The sequence below is a fragment of the Neorhizobium tunisiense genome (genome assembly GCF_039631515.1).
GTDB lineage: Bacteria > Pseudomonadota > Alphaproteobacteria > Rhizobiales > Rhizobiaceae > Neorhizobium.
This window is the reverse complement of the sequence record NZ_JBDIUU010000001.1, coordinates 476356-493684: the sequence shown is the minus strand read 5'-3', so window position 1 is coordinate 493684 and position 17329 is coordinate 476356. Positions and strand designations below refer to the sequence as shown.

Here is a 17329-nt window from a genome sequence, read left to right as displayed (position 1 = left end):
ATGCACGGTATCGCCAAACTCTGCCCCGGCGATATATTCGGCGGCCAGAAGCGGGTGTCGGCACCCGCCAGGGGTGGTCGATGACCTTTGCCGCTAAGATCCGAGACTGGCTGCTCGCCAACGACCCGGCGCTGTCGCGCCTGCGCATGGGCGGACGCGTAACGCTGACCGTCATCGCCTCGGTGGCCTGCCTTGCGCTCGTCCACATCGCCGGCCTTGCGCTGCCGACGATCGCTTACGGGCTTGCGATCATCCTCTCGATCGAGGGCGGCGTCGCGGTGCGCGACCGGCTGCCGTCCGACCAGCTGAAGACACGTCTGATCGGCGGCGCGGTCAGCCTCGTCTGCGTCGGGCTGGCTACCGTCCTCGAAGACTACCGCTATATTTCCGATGCGATGTTCCTGGTCGTCATTGCCGGCGCTACCGTCGGGCGCGTCTACGGGCCGCGCGGATTTGCAGTCGGCATGTTCGCATTTACGTCCTATTTCATGGGCGCCTACCTGAAACCAAACCTTTCCGACCTTCCGCTCGGGGCCATCGGTCCGGTGATCGCCGTCGTCACCGGCCATCAGGTCCGCACCTATCTCCTGCCGGACGACTGGCGGCGTGATCTCCTGCAGTCGCTGGTGGCGATCCAGGGCAGGGTGGGCGACATCCTGATGAAGCTCGCGGTTCTGTCGAGCGGCGGGACCATGACCGACGGCGACCGGCGCGACCTGCGGCAGCTCGAGGAGCGGCTGAAAGACGTGGTGCTGATGGCGGAAGGGTTCCTGCCGCGCACGGGAGACGGCACGATCGATCCGGAAGACGAGGCGGTCACCGCCCTCACGATGAGGATTTTCGACGTGCATCTCGCTGCAGAAAGCGCGATCGTTCTGTCGTTCGAAGCGCTGCCGCCCTTCATGCTCGTCCACGCGCTGATCGAAGAGGATCAGGATATGGCCGAGAAGATCGCGGCCAGCACCGCGGTTACTGGCGACGACCGGGCGGCGGAGAGCGCCCGCGCCCTGATGTGGCTGCAGGAAGCGAGGGCGGCGCTGGCGGAATCCATCGAGGAAGGGCGGCGCGACCGCTTCCGCTCGATCGCGGATGCCGCGGCCTCGCCGGCCCCGGTGAACATCGATTTCTCGCTGACGAATCCGGTGATGCGGTCCGCGGTCCAGATCACTGTTGCCTCAAGCCTTGCAATGGTCTTCGGCCTGATGCTGTCGCGTGACCGATGGTTCTGGGCCGTTTTGACCGCCTTCCTGATCTTCACCAACACCAAGTCCCGTGGCGATACGGCGATCAGGGCATTGCAGCGTTCGATCGGAACGCTGCTCGGCATCGCGGCCGGTCTGGTGCTTGCGACCCTGATCGGCGGTTATCCGCTTCTTGCCGCACCGATCGCTGTGCTCTCCATCTTTCTCGGCTTCTATTGCCTGCAGATTTCCTACGCGGGGATGACCTTCTTTATCTCGATCGTGCTTTGCCTGGTCTACGGCATGACCGGCGTGCTGACCCTAGACCTCCTGCGGCTCCGGATCGAGGAAACGCTGATCGGCGCGCTCGCGGGCACCGTCGTTGCCTTCCTCGTCTTCCCGGCACCGACCCGCTCGTCCCTCGATCTCGCGCTCGGGCGCTGGTTCGACGGGCTGCGCGAGCTTCTTTCCGCGGTGAAAGAGGGCAGGAGCGGTTTCGAGATCATCGCTCTCTCCCGTAAACTCGATGCCGCCTACCGCGAAGTCACGCTCGCCGCCCGCCCGCTCGGCACGAGCTGGTCGGTGGTCACTCGGCCGGGACAGGTCCGCCAGACGCTCGCCATCTTCCTCGGCGCCACCTATTGGGCGCGGATCTTCGCCCGCAACGCGGTTCAGGCGGGGCACAAGCCGGAAGGCGAGGTGCTGGCCGCGCTGGAGGAGGTATTGAACAATGTCGGGGCGCTTTCGGCCCGCGGTTCGGAATGTTTCGTGGTAAAGCGCAAACTGAATCGAGGCGCCAGCCGCCATCTGCCGATCTTCAAGCACGGCAGCCGCGTTGGTGTCGAAATGATCGGCACCATGCTGGGCAGGCTTTATCCCGCAGCCGCATAAGGCTTGCCGATTGCCCTGGTCACCGGTATTGCGGCCCTGGATTTGGATACGGAAACAGAAATGTCAGGCACCAATAGCGAGCGCGAACTCATAGCCGAAGGACCAGCGGTCATCCTGGTCGAGCCGCAGCTCGGCGAGAATATCGGCATGGTGGCGCGCGCCATGGCCAATTTCGGCCTCGCGGAACTGCGCCTCGTCAACCCGCGCGACGGCTGGCCGAGCGAAAAAGCCCGCTCCGCCGCCTCCAAGGCCGATCATGTGATCGACGGCACGAAGGTGTTCGAGACGCTGGAGGAGGCGATCGCCGACCTCAACTTCGTCTATGCGACGACGGCGCGCGAGCGTTACGGCTTCAAGCCGGTGCGCTCGCCGGTGACCGCCGCCGAGACCCTGCGCGCCAAGTTCAAGGCGGGCGAGAAGACCGGCATTCTCTTCGGCCGCGAACGCTGGGGCCTCACCAACGAGGAAGTGGCGCTCGCCGACGAGATCGTCACCTTTCCGGTCAACCCCGCCTTCGCCTCGCTGAACATCGCCCAGGCCGTGCTGCTAATGTCCTATGAATGGATGAAATCCGGCATCGACGATCTTGCCGAGACGGTCTTTCTGCCGATCGAGCAGCGTCCTTCCACCAAGGAACAGGTCATCGGTCTGTTCGAACACCTGGAAGAGGCGTTGGACGCCCGCAATTATTTCCATCCGCCCGCGAAAAAGCCAAGAATGATCGACAACCTCCGCGCCGTCATCTCGCGGCGCGGTTTTACGGAACAGGAGATCAGCGTGTTCCGGGGCGTTATCAACTCGCTCGATCGCTTTCCCCGCGGATGGTCGAAAAAGGACGGGCCGAAGCCTGAAAAGGCTGATCTGTCCAAAGGGGTACCGGGGGAGAAGACGGGGAATGACGAAAACGAATGAATCGAAGCCTGTGCTGATGTTCGATTCGGGCATTGGCGGGCTGACGGTGCTGCGCGAGGCACGCGTGCTGATCCCAGAGCGCGGCTTCATCTATGTCGCCGACGATGCCGGTTTTCCCTATGGTGACTGGGAGGAACCGGCATTGCGCGAGAGGATCATCTCGCTCTTCGCAAAGCTCCTTGACGAATACGATCCCGAAGTCTGCGTCATCTCCTGCAATACCGCTTTCACCCTGGTCGGCGCGGATCTGCGCGAAACCTTTCCGAAGATGACCTTCGTCGGCACCGTTCCGGCGATCAAGCCCGCGGCCGAACGCACCCGCTCCGGCCTCGTCTCCGTGCTTGCCACGCCGGGCACGGTCAAACGCGCCTATACTCGCGATCTCATCCAGTTCTTCGCCACCCAATGTCACGTGCGCCTCGTCGGTTCGCAGAACCTTGCGCGCATGGCGGAAGCCTATATCCGCGGCGAGACGATTTCCGACGAAGCTGTTCTGGCCGAGATCGCCCCCTGTTTCGTCGAGAAGGACGACAGGAAAACCGATATCGTCGTGCTCGCCTGCACCCACTATCCTTTCATGGCAAATGTCTTCCGCCGGCTTGCCCCCTGGCCGGTCGACTGGCTCGACCCCGCCGAGGCGATCGCACGGCAGGCGCGTCGAAAAGTGCCGCTGGTCGAGGGCGCCGAGCACCCCGACAACTACGACTTTGCCGTCTTCACCTCCGGCAATCCCGACTTCGCCACCCGCCGCCTGATGCAGGGTTTTGGTCTGAGGACCTGAGCGCCAACCAGCGGTGTGGCTTATTTGCCACGCTTTTTTCGTGATGACTGCAATTCGCGATTGTGCGCTTGCTCATGCGGCGATCTCGTGTATTATTTATCCATTCCGCAAATCGAACACAGGAGGCGTGAAATGAAGTCCATTACCATGTTTATGCGCCTTTCTGGCGGAGCGGCTATTGTGGCCTCGGTGTCTCGCACATCGATGCCGGCCGGCATGTGCTTCCAGGCTGTATAAGACTGGATTTCCGCCGTTTTGGCACTTTTCCCATTGATCTGACGTGACCGGCTGACGACGCGGTTTACCGCGTTTCCTCGTCCGCATCCGCACGTCTTCCTTCATCTCAGAGGACCTGGTCGCGACATGCGCCGGGACATAAAATCATGTGTGAATCACAATTTATAGTTGCTGATACCCTTTCGGCTGCGGTTCATGAACTCTGCCGCGAACATGGCGTCTGGAAGACTGCTGGTGCATTGCTCCTGGCAGCCTGGAGACACCGCGCGGAGAAGAACCAAATCTCTGATCTTTCCAATCGGATGCGCCGCGATGTCGGGTTCCCCGAACTCGAGGACGACCGCCGAAATGTCCGGTTCACCCCTTGGGATATCCGGCTGTGAGTGGACAGGCACCGGGTCTCCGGCGGTTCGCCGCCGGGACCTTACCTGCGAGGATGCGAGGCTTTGGGGCTCAGAAAATGATGGTCGTATTTCGTAAACTTGACCGTGACGATATGCCCGCCGCGGCTAAGGTTCATCGCACTTCCTTCGATATGCGGCTACCCTGGCTGGCTCAGCTTCACACGCCGGAGGAGGACCGCGGACACTGGAGCGGACATCTCTTCGCGACGTGCGACATCTGGGGTGCCGAACGGGACGGCGCTTTGCTCGGCATCATCGCCTTTCGGGAGGACTGGATCGACCAACTCTATATCCTGCCGAACGCGCAACGGCAGGGGATCGGCACCCGACTTGTCGATATCGCCAAGGCAGCATATCCGAAGCTCTCCCTTTGGACCTTCCAGCGCAATGCCGCCGCCCGCCGTTTTTATGAAGCGCGCGGCTTTGTAGAGATCAGGCAGACCGATGGCACGGCCAACGAAGAAAAAGAGCCCGACGTGCTCTATCGCTGGCGCATAACGACTGAATAAACACCGCTTGCAAACCGGAAAAATCGGTGGCTTGCTCGCTTCAGTTATGGAGGAGAATCCGCATGTCGCTTGAACACTGGCTCGCTTTCGTCGCCGCTTCGTCGGTTCTCCTGGCCATTCCGGGGCCGACGATCCTGCTCGTCATTTCCTACGCGCTGAGCCATGGCCGCAAGGTGGCGTCCGCCACCGTGGCTGGCACGGCGCTTGGCGACTTCACGGCGATGACCGCGTCCATGCTTGGTCTCGGCGCGCTGCTTGCGACCTCTGCTGCGCTCTTCACCGTGCTGAAATGGGTGGGTGCAGCCTACCTCATCTATCTGGGCATCAAGCTCTGGCGCGCGCCGGTTTCTGAACGGGCCGCCGATCTCGGCGAGACCGAGGTGACATCGGTAAAGCCTTTCAGGATTTTCCTGCACACCTATGTGGTCACCGCACTGAACCCGAAGAGCATCGTCTTCTTCGTGGCCTTCCTGCCGCAGTTCCTCGATCTCAGCCAGCCGCTGTTCTTCCAGATGGCCGTCTTCGAAGTGACCTTCCTGGTGCTCGCGACATTGAACGCCACGCTCTACGGCCTGCTGGCCTCGATGGCGCGCAACACGATCCGCAAGCCGAAGGTCCAGCGGATCGTCAACCGCACCGGCGGCTCGTTGATGATCGGTGCCGGGCTGCTGTCGGTCGGCTTCAAGCGCGCGGCCGCGTGAGCTTCGTAGGGGAGGAATAGCGGATGATCACCGGGCGTTGCCATTGCGGCGAGACCGTATTCGAGATCAAGGGTGAACTGCCGCAGGCGCTTACCCGCTGCACCTGCACCTTCTGCTCGCGGCGCGGCGCGCTGCATGCCTATTACGAGCCGAAGCAGGTGAAGGTTACGGCCGATGCCGCGAGTGACAGGGTCTATCGCTGGAATTCGAAAATGGTAGCCCATCATTTCTGCGGCACCTGCGGCTGCACCACCTATAGCGACAGCCCGGATTTCCAGATGGACGGCACCTGGGACGGCAAGACCCGGCGCATTGGCGTGAATGCCCGATTGTTCGACGATTTCGACGCCGAGGAATGGCCTCATACGGTCATCGACGGCCGGCACCTCTGGTAGGAGACGAGCGATGAATGAAGTCACCCTGCTTGCTTTCGCGATCGTTGCGTTCATCGGCATCGCCACACCCGGGCCGACCGTGCTTCTCGCGCTCACCAATGGCTCGCGCTATGGCCTTCGCCGCGCTCTGCCGGGTATGGCCGGCGCAATGATCTCCGATTTCGTATTGATCGGCGCCGTGGCTCTTGGCCTTGGCGCATTGCTGGCGGCCTCCGAATTCTGGTTCTCGGTCGTCAAATGGCTGGGCGCCGGGTATCTCACGTTTCTCGGGTTCATGCTTCTGCGCTCGAAAGGCTCGCTTGACGTAACGCCAGGCGATGCTGCAGCCGGTTCGGGTGCCGCAACATCAGTCTTCCTGAAGAGCTTCCTCGTGGCGGTGACCAATCCCAAGGGGTACCTGTTCTTCTCGGCTTTCCTGCCGCAATTTATCGTCCCCGATGCGCCGCAGTTTCAGCAATATGCGATCCTGGCGCTCGTCTTCGCGCTGATCGATTTCGCCGTCATGTTCGGTTATGCGCTGCTCGGCTCGCGGGCTGTGCATCTCCTGAAGAAGAAGGGTGCGCTCTGGCTTGACAGGCTCTGCGGCGGGGCGCTTCTGGCGCTTGCCGGCTCGCTGGCATTCTATCGTCGCGCCGCATCCTGAGTGGTTTCGCAAAGGCCTGTGCATTTTCGATCTTGCCCGGCGAAACGAATCCCGATCTCTGTTAGAGTTCAGGAGTCGCGGCTTCTAACGGTCACCGCGAAGAGACAGCATACGGGGTAAGTGCATTGCAGGTCGGCATCGATATGGGAATTGTGTCCGGGGGCGATCCGGCCAAGCTCGATATCGAAGAGCTGCTGGCGACCCGTCTGCTCGTGCAGGGCAATTCCGGCTCCGGCAAGTCGCATCTCTTGCGGCGCCTGCTCGAACAATCCGCTCCCTGGGTGCAGCAGGTGGTGATCGATCCGGAAGGCGATTTCGTCACGCTGTCGGAGAGATTCGGCCACGTGGTGGTCGATGGCGAGCGGAGCGAGGCCGAGCTTGCCGGCATCGCCAACCGTATCCGCAAGAATCGCGTCTCCTGCGTCCTGACGCTCGAAGGCCTCGATCTCGAAGAACAGATGCGCGCTGCCGCCGCCTTCCTGAACGGCATGTTCGATGCCGACCGTGAATACTGGTATCCGGTCCTGGTCGTGGTTGATGAAGCGCAGATGTTTGCGCCGTCGGTCGGCGGCGATGTGTCGGAAGACGCCAGAAAGCTTTCACTTGGTGCGATGACCAACCTGATGTGCCGTGGCCGCAAGCGCGGGCTTGCCGGCGTCATCGCCACCCAGCGGCTGGCAAAGCTCGCCAAGAACGTCGCGGCGGAAGCGTCGAACTTCCTGATGGGCCGCACCTTCCTCGATATCGACATGGCCCGCGCCGCCGACCTGCTCGGCATGGATCGCCGCCAGGCGGAAATGTTCCGTGACCTGAAGCGCGGCAATTTCGTCGCCCTCGGCCCGGCTTTGTCGCGCCGTCCCTTGCCGATCGTCATCGGCACGGTCGAGACGTCGGCGCGCTCTTCGAGCCCGAAGCTGATGCCGCTGCCGGACGCCCCGCAGGACGTCGAGGACCTGATCTTCACCCCGGATCCGGAGGAATTCACCCGGCCGATCGTCCGCCGTGCTCCGCCAGCGCCGCGGCCGACAACGGATATCCTCGCCGAACTGTCGCGCTCGACTCCGTCTGCCATGCCGGCGCCGCAGGAGCCGCGCGTCGCCCAACCGGAATTGTCTGCCGAAGAGCGCGAGGAACGGCTGTCCGCCGTACTTTCGGAAGTTCTCGACGATCCGCAATCCGCCTATCGGACGGATTCCGTCCTCTATCAGGATTTTCTGGTGCGCGCCCGGATGCGGCGCCTGCCCGGACCGCCGCTGTCGCTCGGCGAATTCCGCCGCCGCGTGGCGATAGCGCGCTCCGGCGTCGATGTTGAAACTGCTTCGAGCGAGGCCTGGGCGACGGCGCTGTCGCTGTCATCGGGCGTCTCGGACGACCTCCAGGGCGTATTCCTGCTGATGGCGAAGGCGGCGATCGGCGGGGAACCATGCCCATCGGACGCACGGATTGCCCGTGCCTACGGCACTCATTCGGCACGTCGCGCCCGTCGCCTGCTCGGTTATTTCGAGGAACAGGGTCTGATCGTCGTGCATTCAGACTTTTCGGGCAAACGCATCGTTGCCTTCCCGGATCTTCAGGCGGAAACCGCGCCGGGTAGTGCCGACGCGCCGGATGAGGGCGAGGCGAGGGCCGCCGCCGAATAGGCCGTCAGTGGATGTGAAAATGCGCTTCCACCGCCGCGGCGATAAAGGCGCGCCGCGCTTCCGAAGGCTTCGATTTCCCCTTCAGCGCCTCGTCGCAGACCTGTTCCGCCAGATGATGCTGACTGCCGTGATAGGCTGGCCAGAAGCGGTCGAGGACAGTCTTCGCATCGCGTGCCGTCTTGACTGTGCGGACCACGCCGGTTTCGGGGTTTTCAATCCTGATCGGGCTGCTCCAGAGTTTCGATTTCATGACACGACACCTCCTTTCCTTAAGATGGTGCCAACGCCATGCCGCGTCAAAAAAGCCTGCAGACAGCCTTGCCGAAAGGTTAAGAGCGTGGTGCGGTTGACATTCCTGTGACATCCGCCTAAACACCGCGCCAACGCCGGGCGACAAGACCCGGTGTTTCACTGACATGTCCCGTGGTTTTCTCCGGACGCTTTCGTGAGAGACCTGTCAGAGCTCTTAAATCAGAGCTCAGAGGAGGGCGTGTTTCCTTGATCCGGCTTGGCAACAAGTCGGTGTAACCGTTTGATAAGGAAATACGATGAGCAAGCGCGAATCGTCCAAATACAAGATCGACCGCCGTATGGGCGAAAACATCTGGGGCCGTCCGAAGTCCCCGGTGAACCGCCGCGAATACGGCCCTGGCCAGCACGGCCAGCGCCGCAAGGGCAAGCTTTCCGACTTCGGCGTGCAGCTGCGCGCCAAGCAGAAGCTCAAGGGCTATTACGGCGACCTGCGCGAAAAGCAGTTCCGCGCCATCTATGACGAAGCCAACCGCCGCAAGGGCGACACTTCGGAGAACCTGATCGGCCTGCTCGAATCGCGCCTCGACGCGATCGTCTACCGCGCCAAGTTCGTTCCGACGGTCTTTGCTGCCCGCCAGTTCGTCAACCATGGCCACGTCACCGTCAACGGCGTCCGCGTCAACATCGGTTCCTACCGTTGCAAGGCTGGCGACGTCATCGAAGTCCGCCAGAAGTCGAAGCAGCTCGTCACGGTTCTCGAAGCCGTTTCGCTCGCTGAACGCGACGTTCCGGACTATATCGAAGTCGACCACAACAAGATGGTTGCCACCTTCGCCCGCGTTCCGGGCCTGACGGACGTTCCCTACGCCGTCATCATGGAACCGCAGCTGGTCGTCGAATTCTACTCGCGTTGATGAATTGCCCTTCGGGGCGGTTCAGCGACACCAAAGAAAAGCCGCCTTTCGGGGCGGCTTTTTTCGTTTGATCGGACGGTTGGTCGGAACGACCGCCTCACTTTGAGGCGGCTTTTTTCTTCTCGAAGGCAGGTTCCGTAGTGGTCGCGGTCGTGTCTGTGGACTGCGAAGTTGCGACTGGCGCTTCCTTCGGACCTTCGCCCATGCGGTTCCAGGCGTCGAGGCCGGCGATCTTGTAGGCTTCGGCGAGCGTCGGATAGTTGAAGGTGTTCTCGACGAAATATTCGACCGTGCCTTTGAGGTTCAGCACCGCCTGGCCGATGTGGACGAGTTCGGTAGCGCCTTCGCCGACAATATGGACGCCGAGCAGGCGGCGGGTCTTCAAGGAGAAGATTAGTTTCAGAAGGCCGGTGTCGAGGCCCATGATGTGGCCGCGCGAGGTCTCGCGAAAGCGGGCGATGCCGCATTCATAGGCAATGCCGCGCTCCTTCATTTCTTCTTCGGTGAGTCCGCAGGTGGAGATTTCCGGCACGGCATAGATGCCGTAGGGGAAATATTTCTGCGGTTCCTTGGCGATCGCGCCGACGGCGACGCGCGCCGCGACGCGTCCCTGTTCCATCGAGGTCGAGGCAAGACTCGGAAACCCGACGACGTCGCCGGCGGCATAGATGTTGGAAACGGAGGTCTCGAAGGTTTCCGGATTGACCTTGAGGCGGCCGCGGCTGTCGGCCTCGAGGCCGGCTGCGGCGAGGTTCAGCGTATCAGTCGCGCCCATGCGGCCGGCGGCGAACAGCACCATGTCGGTGACGATGCGGCGGCCGCTGTCGACGTGCACCATAACCTTGCCGTCGTCCAGGCGCTCCACCTTGTCCGCCTTCTGGCCGAGCAGCAGCTTCATGTTGCGGTCGCGCAGCTGGTAGGTGAAGTCCTCGACGATTTCCTTGTCGATGAAGTCCAGCATGGTCGATTTCGGGTCGATGACGGTGACTGCGGTATCCAGCGCGCTGAAGATCGTCGCATATTCGATGCCGATAACGCCGGCGCCGATGACCACCATCGAACGAGGGAGCTGGTCGATTTCGAGCAGCTCGTCGCTGTCGAGAACCGTCTTGCCGTCGAAGGGAATGTAATCGGGGCGGAAGGGCTTCGTGCCGACCGCGAGCAGGATCGACTTGCCCATGACGTGCATGACGTCGCCGTCGTCCTTGGCGATCGCCATCGTGTCGGGCGTGACGAAAGTCGCCTTGCCACGGATACTCTGGACGCGGTTGCGGGCGAACTGATGTTCGAGCACTTCGACTTCATGATCGAGCGTGATCAGCAGGCGACGGCGCAGGTCCTCTGCACTGATCTCCTGCTTGACCCGGTACGCCTTGCCGTAAAACCCGCGTTCGCGCCAGCCGGACAGGTTGAGGGCCGTTTCGCGCAGGGTCTTGGACGGGATCGTGCCCGTATGGACAGAAACGCCCCCGACCCGTTTGCCCTGTTCGACGACCAGAACCTTTTTGTCGAGCTTGGCTGCCTGGATGGCCGCGCGGCGACCGGCCGGTCCGCTGCCGACGACGATGAGGTCGTATTGGTTCATGGGATGCTCCGCTCCGAATCTGACGGCTGCCGCGATGCAGCAGCACTCACGAATCCCTTTGTAGCCGCCTATTCTAAAGTTTTGATTGCGGCTCGTCCAAGCCTTGATTTCAACCTCAATGCATCAATTTTGTGCATTGCAGAAATTGCCGAAAAATTAACTTGACGGCAAGTCAGGAAATGCCGTCCATTTGGACCAATTAGAAATTGGTACGAAAAATGGTACAGGATAAGGCCGGCGAGGCTCATGATAATTCGAGCTACGCGCTGGACCGCTTGAGAGAGCTTCTAAGGGCGGGGGAATTCGGTTCCGAGGGCCGCCTGCCGACCGAGCGGGCTTTGAGCGATATGCTCGGCATCAGCCGCCGCGCGGTCCGGCGAGCACTCGAAGTGCTTGAATCCGAAGGTCTCATCTGGCGTCGCCAGGGCTCAGGCACCTTTGTCGGCGAAAGACCGAGCGAATGGAGCAACCATGTGGGCGCGATCGTCGCCGGCACGGACTTCATGGAGATCATGGAAGTCCGTTTGAGGATCGAACCGCAACTCGCCCAGCTGGCTGCGATGCGGGCCAAGCCGGCGGATATCGCCAAGATGCACGACATCGCCTTGAAGATCACCGAGAGCAGCGATGCCGATGCCCGCGAATTGTGGGACGGGACGTTGCACCGGCTGATTGCCCAGAGCGCCGGCAACCAGCTTTTCCTGTCGATCTTCGACGTCATCAATCGTGTCCGCCAGGACGAGGCATGGCAGGTGATCCGCGAACGCGCCCGTTCGAGCGGCAATGCGGTCAACATCTCCTTTGCTCAGCACCAGACCATCATCGAGGCGATCGCCGCCCGTGATCCGGTGCGGGCGGGGGAGGCGATGCGCGAACATCTGCTGATGCTCCAGGAGCGGCTGATTCGGGCAACATCCCTCGGCTCCATGGAGCCGGGGCCGCTGAGCCAGGTAAGCTGAACGGCCGTCGCGCGGCCGCCCCGACCAGAAGCCGGAAAACCGGTCAAGACTAAAAACAGGAACCTGAAAACAGAGAGGAATTCACATAATGAAGCGAATTACCAAGCTTACGACCGCGCTGCTGGCCGGCGCGCTTTTCGCCTTTCCGGCGCTTGCGGTCGATTTGCGCATCGGCCTGCAGGACGATGCCGACGTTCTCGACCCGGCCCAGTCCCGCACCTTCGTCGGCCGTATCGTCTACACCGCGCTGTGCGACAAGCTGGTCGATGTTTCGCCTGACCTGAAGATCGTTCCGCAGCTCGCCACCGAGTGGAAATGGTCCGCCGACGGCAAGGAACTGACGATGAAGCTCCGGGAGGGCGTCAAGTTCCATGACGACACCCCGCTCGACGCCGCAGCCGTGGTTGCCACCATCGAACGCAACATGACGCTGCCGGAATCCCGCCGCAAGAGCGAACTGACCTCCGTCGCCAAGGTCGAGGCGGCCGGCCCGCTGGAAGTCAAGTTCACGCTGAAGTCCCCGGATGTGACGCTGCTCGCCCAGCTCTCCGACCGCGCCGGCATGATCGTATCGCCGACCGCCGCCAAGGCGCTCGGCGCCAATTTCGGCTCCAAGCCGGTCTGCGCCGGCCCGTTCAAGTTCGTCGAGCGCGTCCAGCAGGACCGTATCGTGCTCGAAAAATTCAAGGATTACTGGAACAAGGACAAGATCTTCGTCGACAAGGTTACCTACCTGCCGATCCCGGATACGACCGTCCGCCTCGCCAACCTGCAGTCGGGCGATCTCGACTTCATCGAGCGCCTGGCTCCGACCGACGTTGCCGCCGTCAAGGGCAATTCGGGCCTGAAATACGACGCGACCGTCAACATCGGTTACATGGCTCTCTACGCCAACGTCGGCAACGGTCCCCGAGCCGACAACCCGTTCGGCAAGGACAAGCGCCTGCGCCAGGCCTTCTCGCTGGCGATCGACCGCGATGCGATGAACCAGATCGTTTACGAAGGCACCGCCGTCGGCGGCAACCAGCCGTTCCCGCCGAACAGCCCGTGGTTCAACAAGGCGATCCCGGTTCCCGCCCGCGACGTCGCCAAGGCCAAGGCTCTGATCAAGGCCGCCGGCTTCGACCGCGTCCCGGTCGAGCTGCAGATCCCGAACAACCCGGTCGCCCAGCAGATGATGCAGATCCTGCAGTCCATGGTTGCCGAAGCAGGTTTCGACGTCAGCCTCAAGTCGACCGAGTTCGCCACCCTGCTTGAAGAGCAGACCCGTGGCAACTTCCAGCTCAGCCGCTCCGACTGGTCCGGCCGTGTCGATCCTGATGGCAATATCCATCAGTTCGTCAGCTGCAAGGGCGGCATCAACGACGTGAAATACTGCAATCCGGACGTCGACAAGCTGCTCAACGAAGCACGCGCCTCGACCGACGATACGGTCCGCAAGCAGAAATACGATGCAGCTTCCGTGATCCTCAACGAAGACATGCCGGTCATCTATCTCGGTCATCAGTCTTGGATCTGGGCCTACAAGAAGAACATTACCGGTTTCGTGGCCAGCCCGGACGGCATGATCCGCCTGCAAGGCGTCAAGAAGGGCTAAACCTCCCGTGCCGCATGGGAGTGGACCCATGCGGCATTTTTTCCCGCATCACTTTGTAGCAACACTGCTCAACGGGGGACGGCGTCATGCCTGTCTACATCGGAAAGCGTCTGCTGGTCGCCATCCCGACCTTGCTGATCATCTCCATCTTTGTCTTCTCACTGCAGAAACTGCTCCCCGGCGATCCGATCCTGGCGATGGCCGGCGAGGAGCGCGACCCTGCGGTCATCGAATTCCTGCGCGACAAATACCGGCTGAATGATCCGGTCGTGGTGCAATATTTCTACTGGCTCGGCGGCGTGTTGACCGGCGACTTCGGCATTTCCCTGCGCACCAACCAGCCGGTCCTGGAACTGATCCTCCAGAAGCTGCCGGTGACGATCCAGCTGGCGGTGATGGCAATGTTCTTTGCCATGCTGATCGGCATTCCGATCGGCATCCTGGCGGCGGTCAAGAAGAACACGTTCATCGACTACATCGCCAACGTGCTGGCGCTGACCGGCCTGTCGATCCCGAATTTCTGGCTCGGCATCATGCTCATCCTGTTGATCTCGGTGCAGCTCGGCTGGCTGCCGGCCTCGGGCTTCGAGTCGATCTTCGTCGATCCCGTCCGATCCCTGCAGACTATGATCATGCCGGCCTTCGTGCTCGGCAATGCGCTCGCCGCGACGCTGATGCGCCATACCCGCTCGGCGATGATCGGCGTGCTCAGCGCTGACTATATCCGCACCGCCCGCGCCAAGGGGCTTTCTCCGCGGGAAGTCATCCTCAGCCACAGTTTCCGCAATGCGCTGCTGCCGGTCGTGACGCTGTCGGCGCTGCTGTTCGGGGAACTGCTCGCCGGCGCGGTGCTGACCGAGCAGATCTTCACCATCCCGGGCTTCGGCAAGCTGATCGTCGACGCCGTCTTCAACCGCGACTATGCGGTGGTGCAGGGCGTCGTGCTGTGCACGGCGGTCGGCTTCATTCTGATGAACCTGTTCGCCGACGTCCTCTATGTCCTCCTCAATCCGCGTCTGAGGGCCACCCTATGACCACGATCGACCAAGCACCGCCCGTGGCGGCAGCCAAGCGCGACAGGAGCCGCGCCTGGCGCAAGATGAAGAAGAACAGGAGCGCGCTCGTCGGCGCCGTCATCGTGCTGTTCTTCACGATCCTGGCAGCCTGCGCGCCGGTCCTGCCGATCATCGATCCGGTCGCCACGAGCTGGACGGCGATCCGCAAGGCGCCGTCAGCCATGTACTGGCTCGGCACCGACGATCTTGGCCGAGACATTCTGTCCCGCATGATCTGGGGCGCTCGGGCATCGCTGATGGCCGGGGTGTTCTCGGTCGCGATTGCCGTCGGCATCGGCGTGCCCTTCGGCCTCATCTCCGGTTATTTCGGCGGCTGGGTGGACATGGTGATCTCGCGGATCACCGAGGCGCTGCTCGCTATGCCCTTCCTGATCATGGCGATCGCGCTTGCGGCATTTCTGGGCCCGAGCCTGATGAACGCGATGATCGCCATCGGCCTGTCCGCCATGCCGATCTTCGTGCGGCTGACCCGCGGCCAGGTTCTGGCGGTCAAGACCGAGGATTATGTCGAAGGCGCGCGCGCCGTCGGCCTGAACCACTTCGAAATCATGACCCGCTACATCCTGCCCAACGTTTTCGCGCCGATCATCGTCCAGGCGACGCTGACGATCGCAACGGCGATCATCGCCGAGGCGAGCCTCTCCTTCCTCGGCCTCGGCCAGCAGCCGCCGGCCCCTTCCTGGGGCTCGATGCTGAACGTTGCCAAGAATTTCTTGAGCCAGGCGCCCTGGATGGCGATGTGGCCCGGCGCGGCGATTTTTCTCGTCGTCATCGGCTTCAATCTCCTTGGCGATGGCCTGCGCGATGCGCTGGATCCTCGCGAGGCATGACGGCCGCGCCAAGCATGATTTGAAAGGACCAATACCCATGACTGAGTTCACCACACGGCCGGAAATCCTCGGCACGTTCGGGGTCGTCACCTCGACCCACTGGATCGCTTCGGCCGTCGGCATGGCGATCCTCGAAAAAGGCGGCAATGCCTTCGATGCGGCCGTCGCGACCGGCTTCGTGCTGCAGATCGTCGAACCGCACCTCTGCGGCCCTGGCGGCGACATGCCGGCCGTCTTCTATTCGAAGAAAAAGGACAAGGTCGAAGTCATCTGCGCGCAGGGGCCTGCACCGGCGGGTGCCACGATCGAGCACTACACGTCGGAAGGCCTGAAGCTGATCCCCGGCGATGGCCTGCTCGCGACCGTCATCCCCGGTGCCTTCGACGGCTGGATGCTGATGCTGCGCGACTACGGCACGATGAGTGTGCGCGACGTGCTCGAGCCGGCGATCTATTACGCCGAGCATGGCCACCCGATGCTTGCCCGCGTTTCCGCGACCATCAAGGGGCTGGCGGGCTTCTTCGAGAGCGAGTGGCCGACCTCCCACGCGACCTGGCTTCCGGGCGGCGTCGCTCCCGAAGCGCAGAGCAATTTCAAGAACCCGGTGCTTGCCGAGACCTGGAAGCGCCTCATCGCCGAGGCCGAAGCCAGGACTGGCCGCGAAAACCAGATCGAAGCCGCCCGCGATGCCTTCTATCGCGGCTTTGTCGCTGAGGCGATCGACCGTTATGTCTCGACGGCTGAGGTGATGGATGCGAGCGGCGCCCGCCACAAGGGCGTGCTGACCGCAGACGACATGGCCAACTGGCGGGCGACCGTCGAGGCGCCGCAGACCTACGACTATCACGAATGGACCGTTGCCAAGACACCGGCCTGGGGGCAGGGGCCTGTACTCCTGCAATCGCTGGCGCTGCTGAAGGGCTTTGACCTCTCGGCGATGGATCCCGCCGGACCGGATTTCGTGCACGTTGTCGTCGAGGCCATGAAGCTCGCCTTCGCCGACCGCGAAGTCTATTACGGCGACCCGGATTTCGCGCAGATCCCGACCGAATATCTGCTGTCGGAAGGCTACAATGCCGAGCGCCGCAAGCTGATCGGCAGCCAAGCTTCGCTCGAGCTGCGCCCCGGTCGCGTGCCCGGTTACGACCACCAGTTCGACCTCACCATGGGAATGCTCGCCGAAGTCAGCGGCAAGGGCGCGGTCTACGAGCCGACCATGTCGCATCTCACGGAAAAGCGCGGCGATACGGTCCATATCGACGTCATCGACCGCTGGGGCAACATGGTATCGACCACGCCTTCGGGCGGCTGGCTGCAGTCCTCGCCGATCGTGCCCGGCCTCGGTTTCGCCCTGAATTCCCGCGCCCAGATGTTCTGGCTGAAACCCGGCCTGCCAACCTCGCTCGAACCGGGAAAACGTCCGCGTACGACGCTCACTCCGTCGCTCGCCCTGCATCAGGGTCGCCCGACGCTGGTGTTCGGCACGCCCGGCGGCGACCAGCAGGACCAGTGGCAGCTGCCTTTCTTCCTGCGTTATGTCCACCACAAGCCGAACCTGCAGGCGGCGATCGACATGCCGCTGTTCCACACCACCCATTTCCCGGGCTCGTTCTATCCGCGCACCAGCCAGCCGGCAAACATCATGGTGGAAAGCAATATCGGCGCCGACGTGCTCGCCGAGCTGCGCCGCCGCGGCCACCAGATCACGGTCGCGGATCCCTGGAGTGTCGGCCGTTTGACCGCGGCGCGCCGTGATGCGGACGGTTTGATGCGGGCAGCCGCAACGCCGCGCCTCATGCAGGCCTATGCGGTCGGGAGATAA

General features: G+C 62.4%; 17 protein-coding genes. 15 read left to right on the top strand and 2 right to left on the bottom strand.

Annotation, left to right across the window (positions count from 1 at the left end; all coding sequences use genetic code 11):
• Positions 1-80 precede the first annotated feature (80 nt).
• From ABCW43_RS02615 to ABCW43_RS02575, 8 genes are all read left to right on the top strand, one after another.
• Positions 81-2072 (top strand): FUSC family protein, encoded by a 1992-nt coding sequence (locus ABCW43_RS02615; protein ID WP_345922001.1) that lies wholly within the window; start codon positions 81-83, stop codon positions 2070-2072.
• Positions 2073-2132: 60 nt separating this feature from the next.
• A complete protein-coding gene (locus ABCW43_RS02610; protein WP_345922000.1) occupies positions 2133-2984 on the top strand; it encodes an RNA methyltransferase in 852 nt (283 codons plus the stop codon).
• Positions 2968-3765 carry a glutamate racemase gene (murI, locus tag ABCW43_RS02605; RefSeq protein ID WP_345921999.1) on the top strand — a complete coding sequence of 266 codons (798 nt, stop codon included), beginning with the start codon at positions 2968-2970 and terminating at the stop codon, positions 3763-3765. The genes ABCW43_RS02610 and murI overlap by 17 nt, the downstream gene beginning before the upstream one ends.
• Before the next feature lie 697 nt (positions 3766-4462).
• Positions 4463-4915 carry a GNAT family N-acetyltransferase gene (locus ABCW43_RS02595; RefSeq protein ID WP_345923305.1) on the top strand — a complete coding sequence of 151 codons (453 nt, stop codon included), beginning with the start codon at positions 4463-4465 and terminating at the stop codon, positions 4913-4915.
• 62 nt (positions 4916-4977) lie between these two features.
• Entirely contained in the window at positions 4978-5616 is a 639-nt protein-coding gene (locus tag ABCW43_RS02590) for a LysE family translocator (protein ID WP_345921997.1), read from the top strand.
• 23 nt (positions 5617-5639) lie between these two features.
• On the top strand, positions 5640-6011 hold the full coding sequence (locus ABCW43_RS02585; RefSeq protein WP_345921996.1) for a GFA family protein: 372 nt from the start codon (positions 5640-5642) through the stop codon (positions 6009-6011).
• Positions 6012-6021: 10 nt separating this feature from the next.
• Positions 6022-6654, top strand: coding sequence for a LysE family translocator (locus tag ABCW43_RS02580; protein ID WP_345921995.1), 633 nt, complete (start codon positions 6022-6024; stop codon positions 6652-6654).
• 125 nt (positions 6655-6779) lie between these two features.
• Positions 6780-8294, top strand: a complete 1515-nt coding sequence (locus ABCW43_RS02575; RefSeq protein ID WP_345921994.1) for a helicase HerA domain-containing protein — start codon at positions 6780-6782, stop codon at positions 8292-8294.
• A 4-nt stretch (positions 8295-8298) separates the two neighbouring features.
• Here the strand turns inward: ABCW43_RS02575 and ABCW43_RS02570 are convergent, their stop codons facing one another.
• Positions 8299-8544, bottom strand: coding sequence for a DUF982 domain-containing protein (locus tag ABCW43_RS02570; RefSeq protein WP_345921993.1), 246 nt, complete (start codon positions 8542-8544; stop codon positions 8299-8301).
• A 298-nt stretch (positions 8545-8842) separates the two neighbouring features.
• Here ABCW43_RS02570 and rpsD point away from each other — a divergent pair, with 298 nt between their 5' ends.
• Positions 8843-9460, top strand: a complete 618-nt coding sequence (gene rpsD, locus ABCW43_RS02565) for a 30S ribosomal protein S4 (RefSeq protein ID WP_345921992.1) — start codon at positions 8843-8845, stop codon at positions 9458-9460.
• Positions 9461-9557: 97 nt separating this feature from the next.
• Here the strand turns inward: rpsD and sthA are convergent, their stop codons facing one another.
• Positions 9558-11045: a Si-specific NAD(P)(+) transhydrogenase gene (sthA, locus tag ABCW43_RS02560; RefSeq protein ID WP_345921991.1), complete on the bottom strand. Its 1488-nt coding sequence runs from the start codon at positions 11043-11045 to the stop codon at positions 9558-9560.
• A gap of 3 nt (positions 11046-11048) precedes the next feature.
• Between sthA and ABCW43_RS02555 the strand changes: the two genes are divergently transcribed.
• The 6 genes from ABCW43_RS02555 to ABCW43_RS02530 all read left to right on the top strand — a co-directional run bounded on the left by ABCW43_RS02555 (position 11049) and on the right by ABCW43_RS02530 (position 17329).
• Positions 11049-11210, top strand: coding sequence for a hypothetical protein (locus tag ABCW43_RS02555; protein ID WP_345921990.1), 162 nt, complete (start codon positions 11049-11051; stop codon positions 11208-11210).
• Between the two features lie 53 nt (positions 11211-11263).
• A complete protein-coding gene (locus tag ABCW43_RS02550) occupies positions 11264-12004 on the top strand; it encodes a FadR/GntR family transcriptional regulator (protein WP_345921989.1) in 741 nt (246 codons plus the stop codon).
• Between the two features lie 88 nt (positions 12005-12092).
• Entirely contained in the window at positions 12093-13601 is a 1509-nt protein-coding gene (locus ABCW43_RS02545) for an ABC transporter substrate-binding protein (RefSeq protein ID WP_345921988.1), read from the top strand.
• Positions 13602-13687: 86 nt separating this feature from the next.
• On the top strand, positions 13688-14635 hold the full coding sequence (locus ABCW43_RS02540; protein WP_345921987.1) for an ABC transporter permease: 948 nt from the start codon (positions 13688-13690) through the stop codon (positions 14633-14635).
• Positions 14632-15507 carry an ABC transporter permease gene (locus tag ABCW43_RS02535; RefSeq protein ID WP_345921986.1) on the top strand — a complete coding sequence of 292 codons (876 nt, stop codon included), beginning with the start codon at positions 14632-14634 and terminating at the stop codon, positions 15505-15507. Before ABCW43_RS02540 ends, ABCW43_RS02535 begins: the two co-directional genes overlap by 4 nt.
• A gap of 37 nt (positions 15508-15544) precedes the next feature.
• Entirely contained in the window at positions 15545-17329 is a 1785-nt protein-coding gene (locus ABCW43_RS02530) for a gamma-glutamyltransferase family protein (RefSeq protein WP_345921985.1), read from the top strand.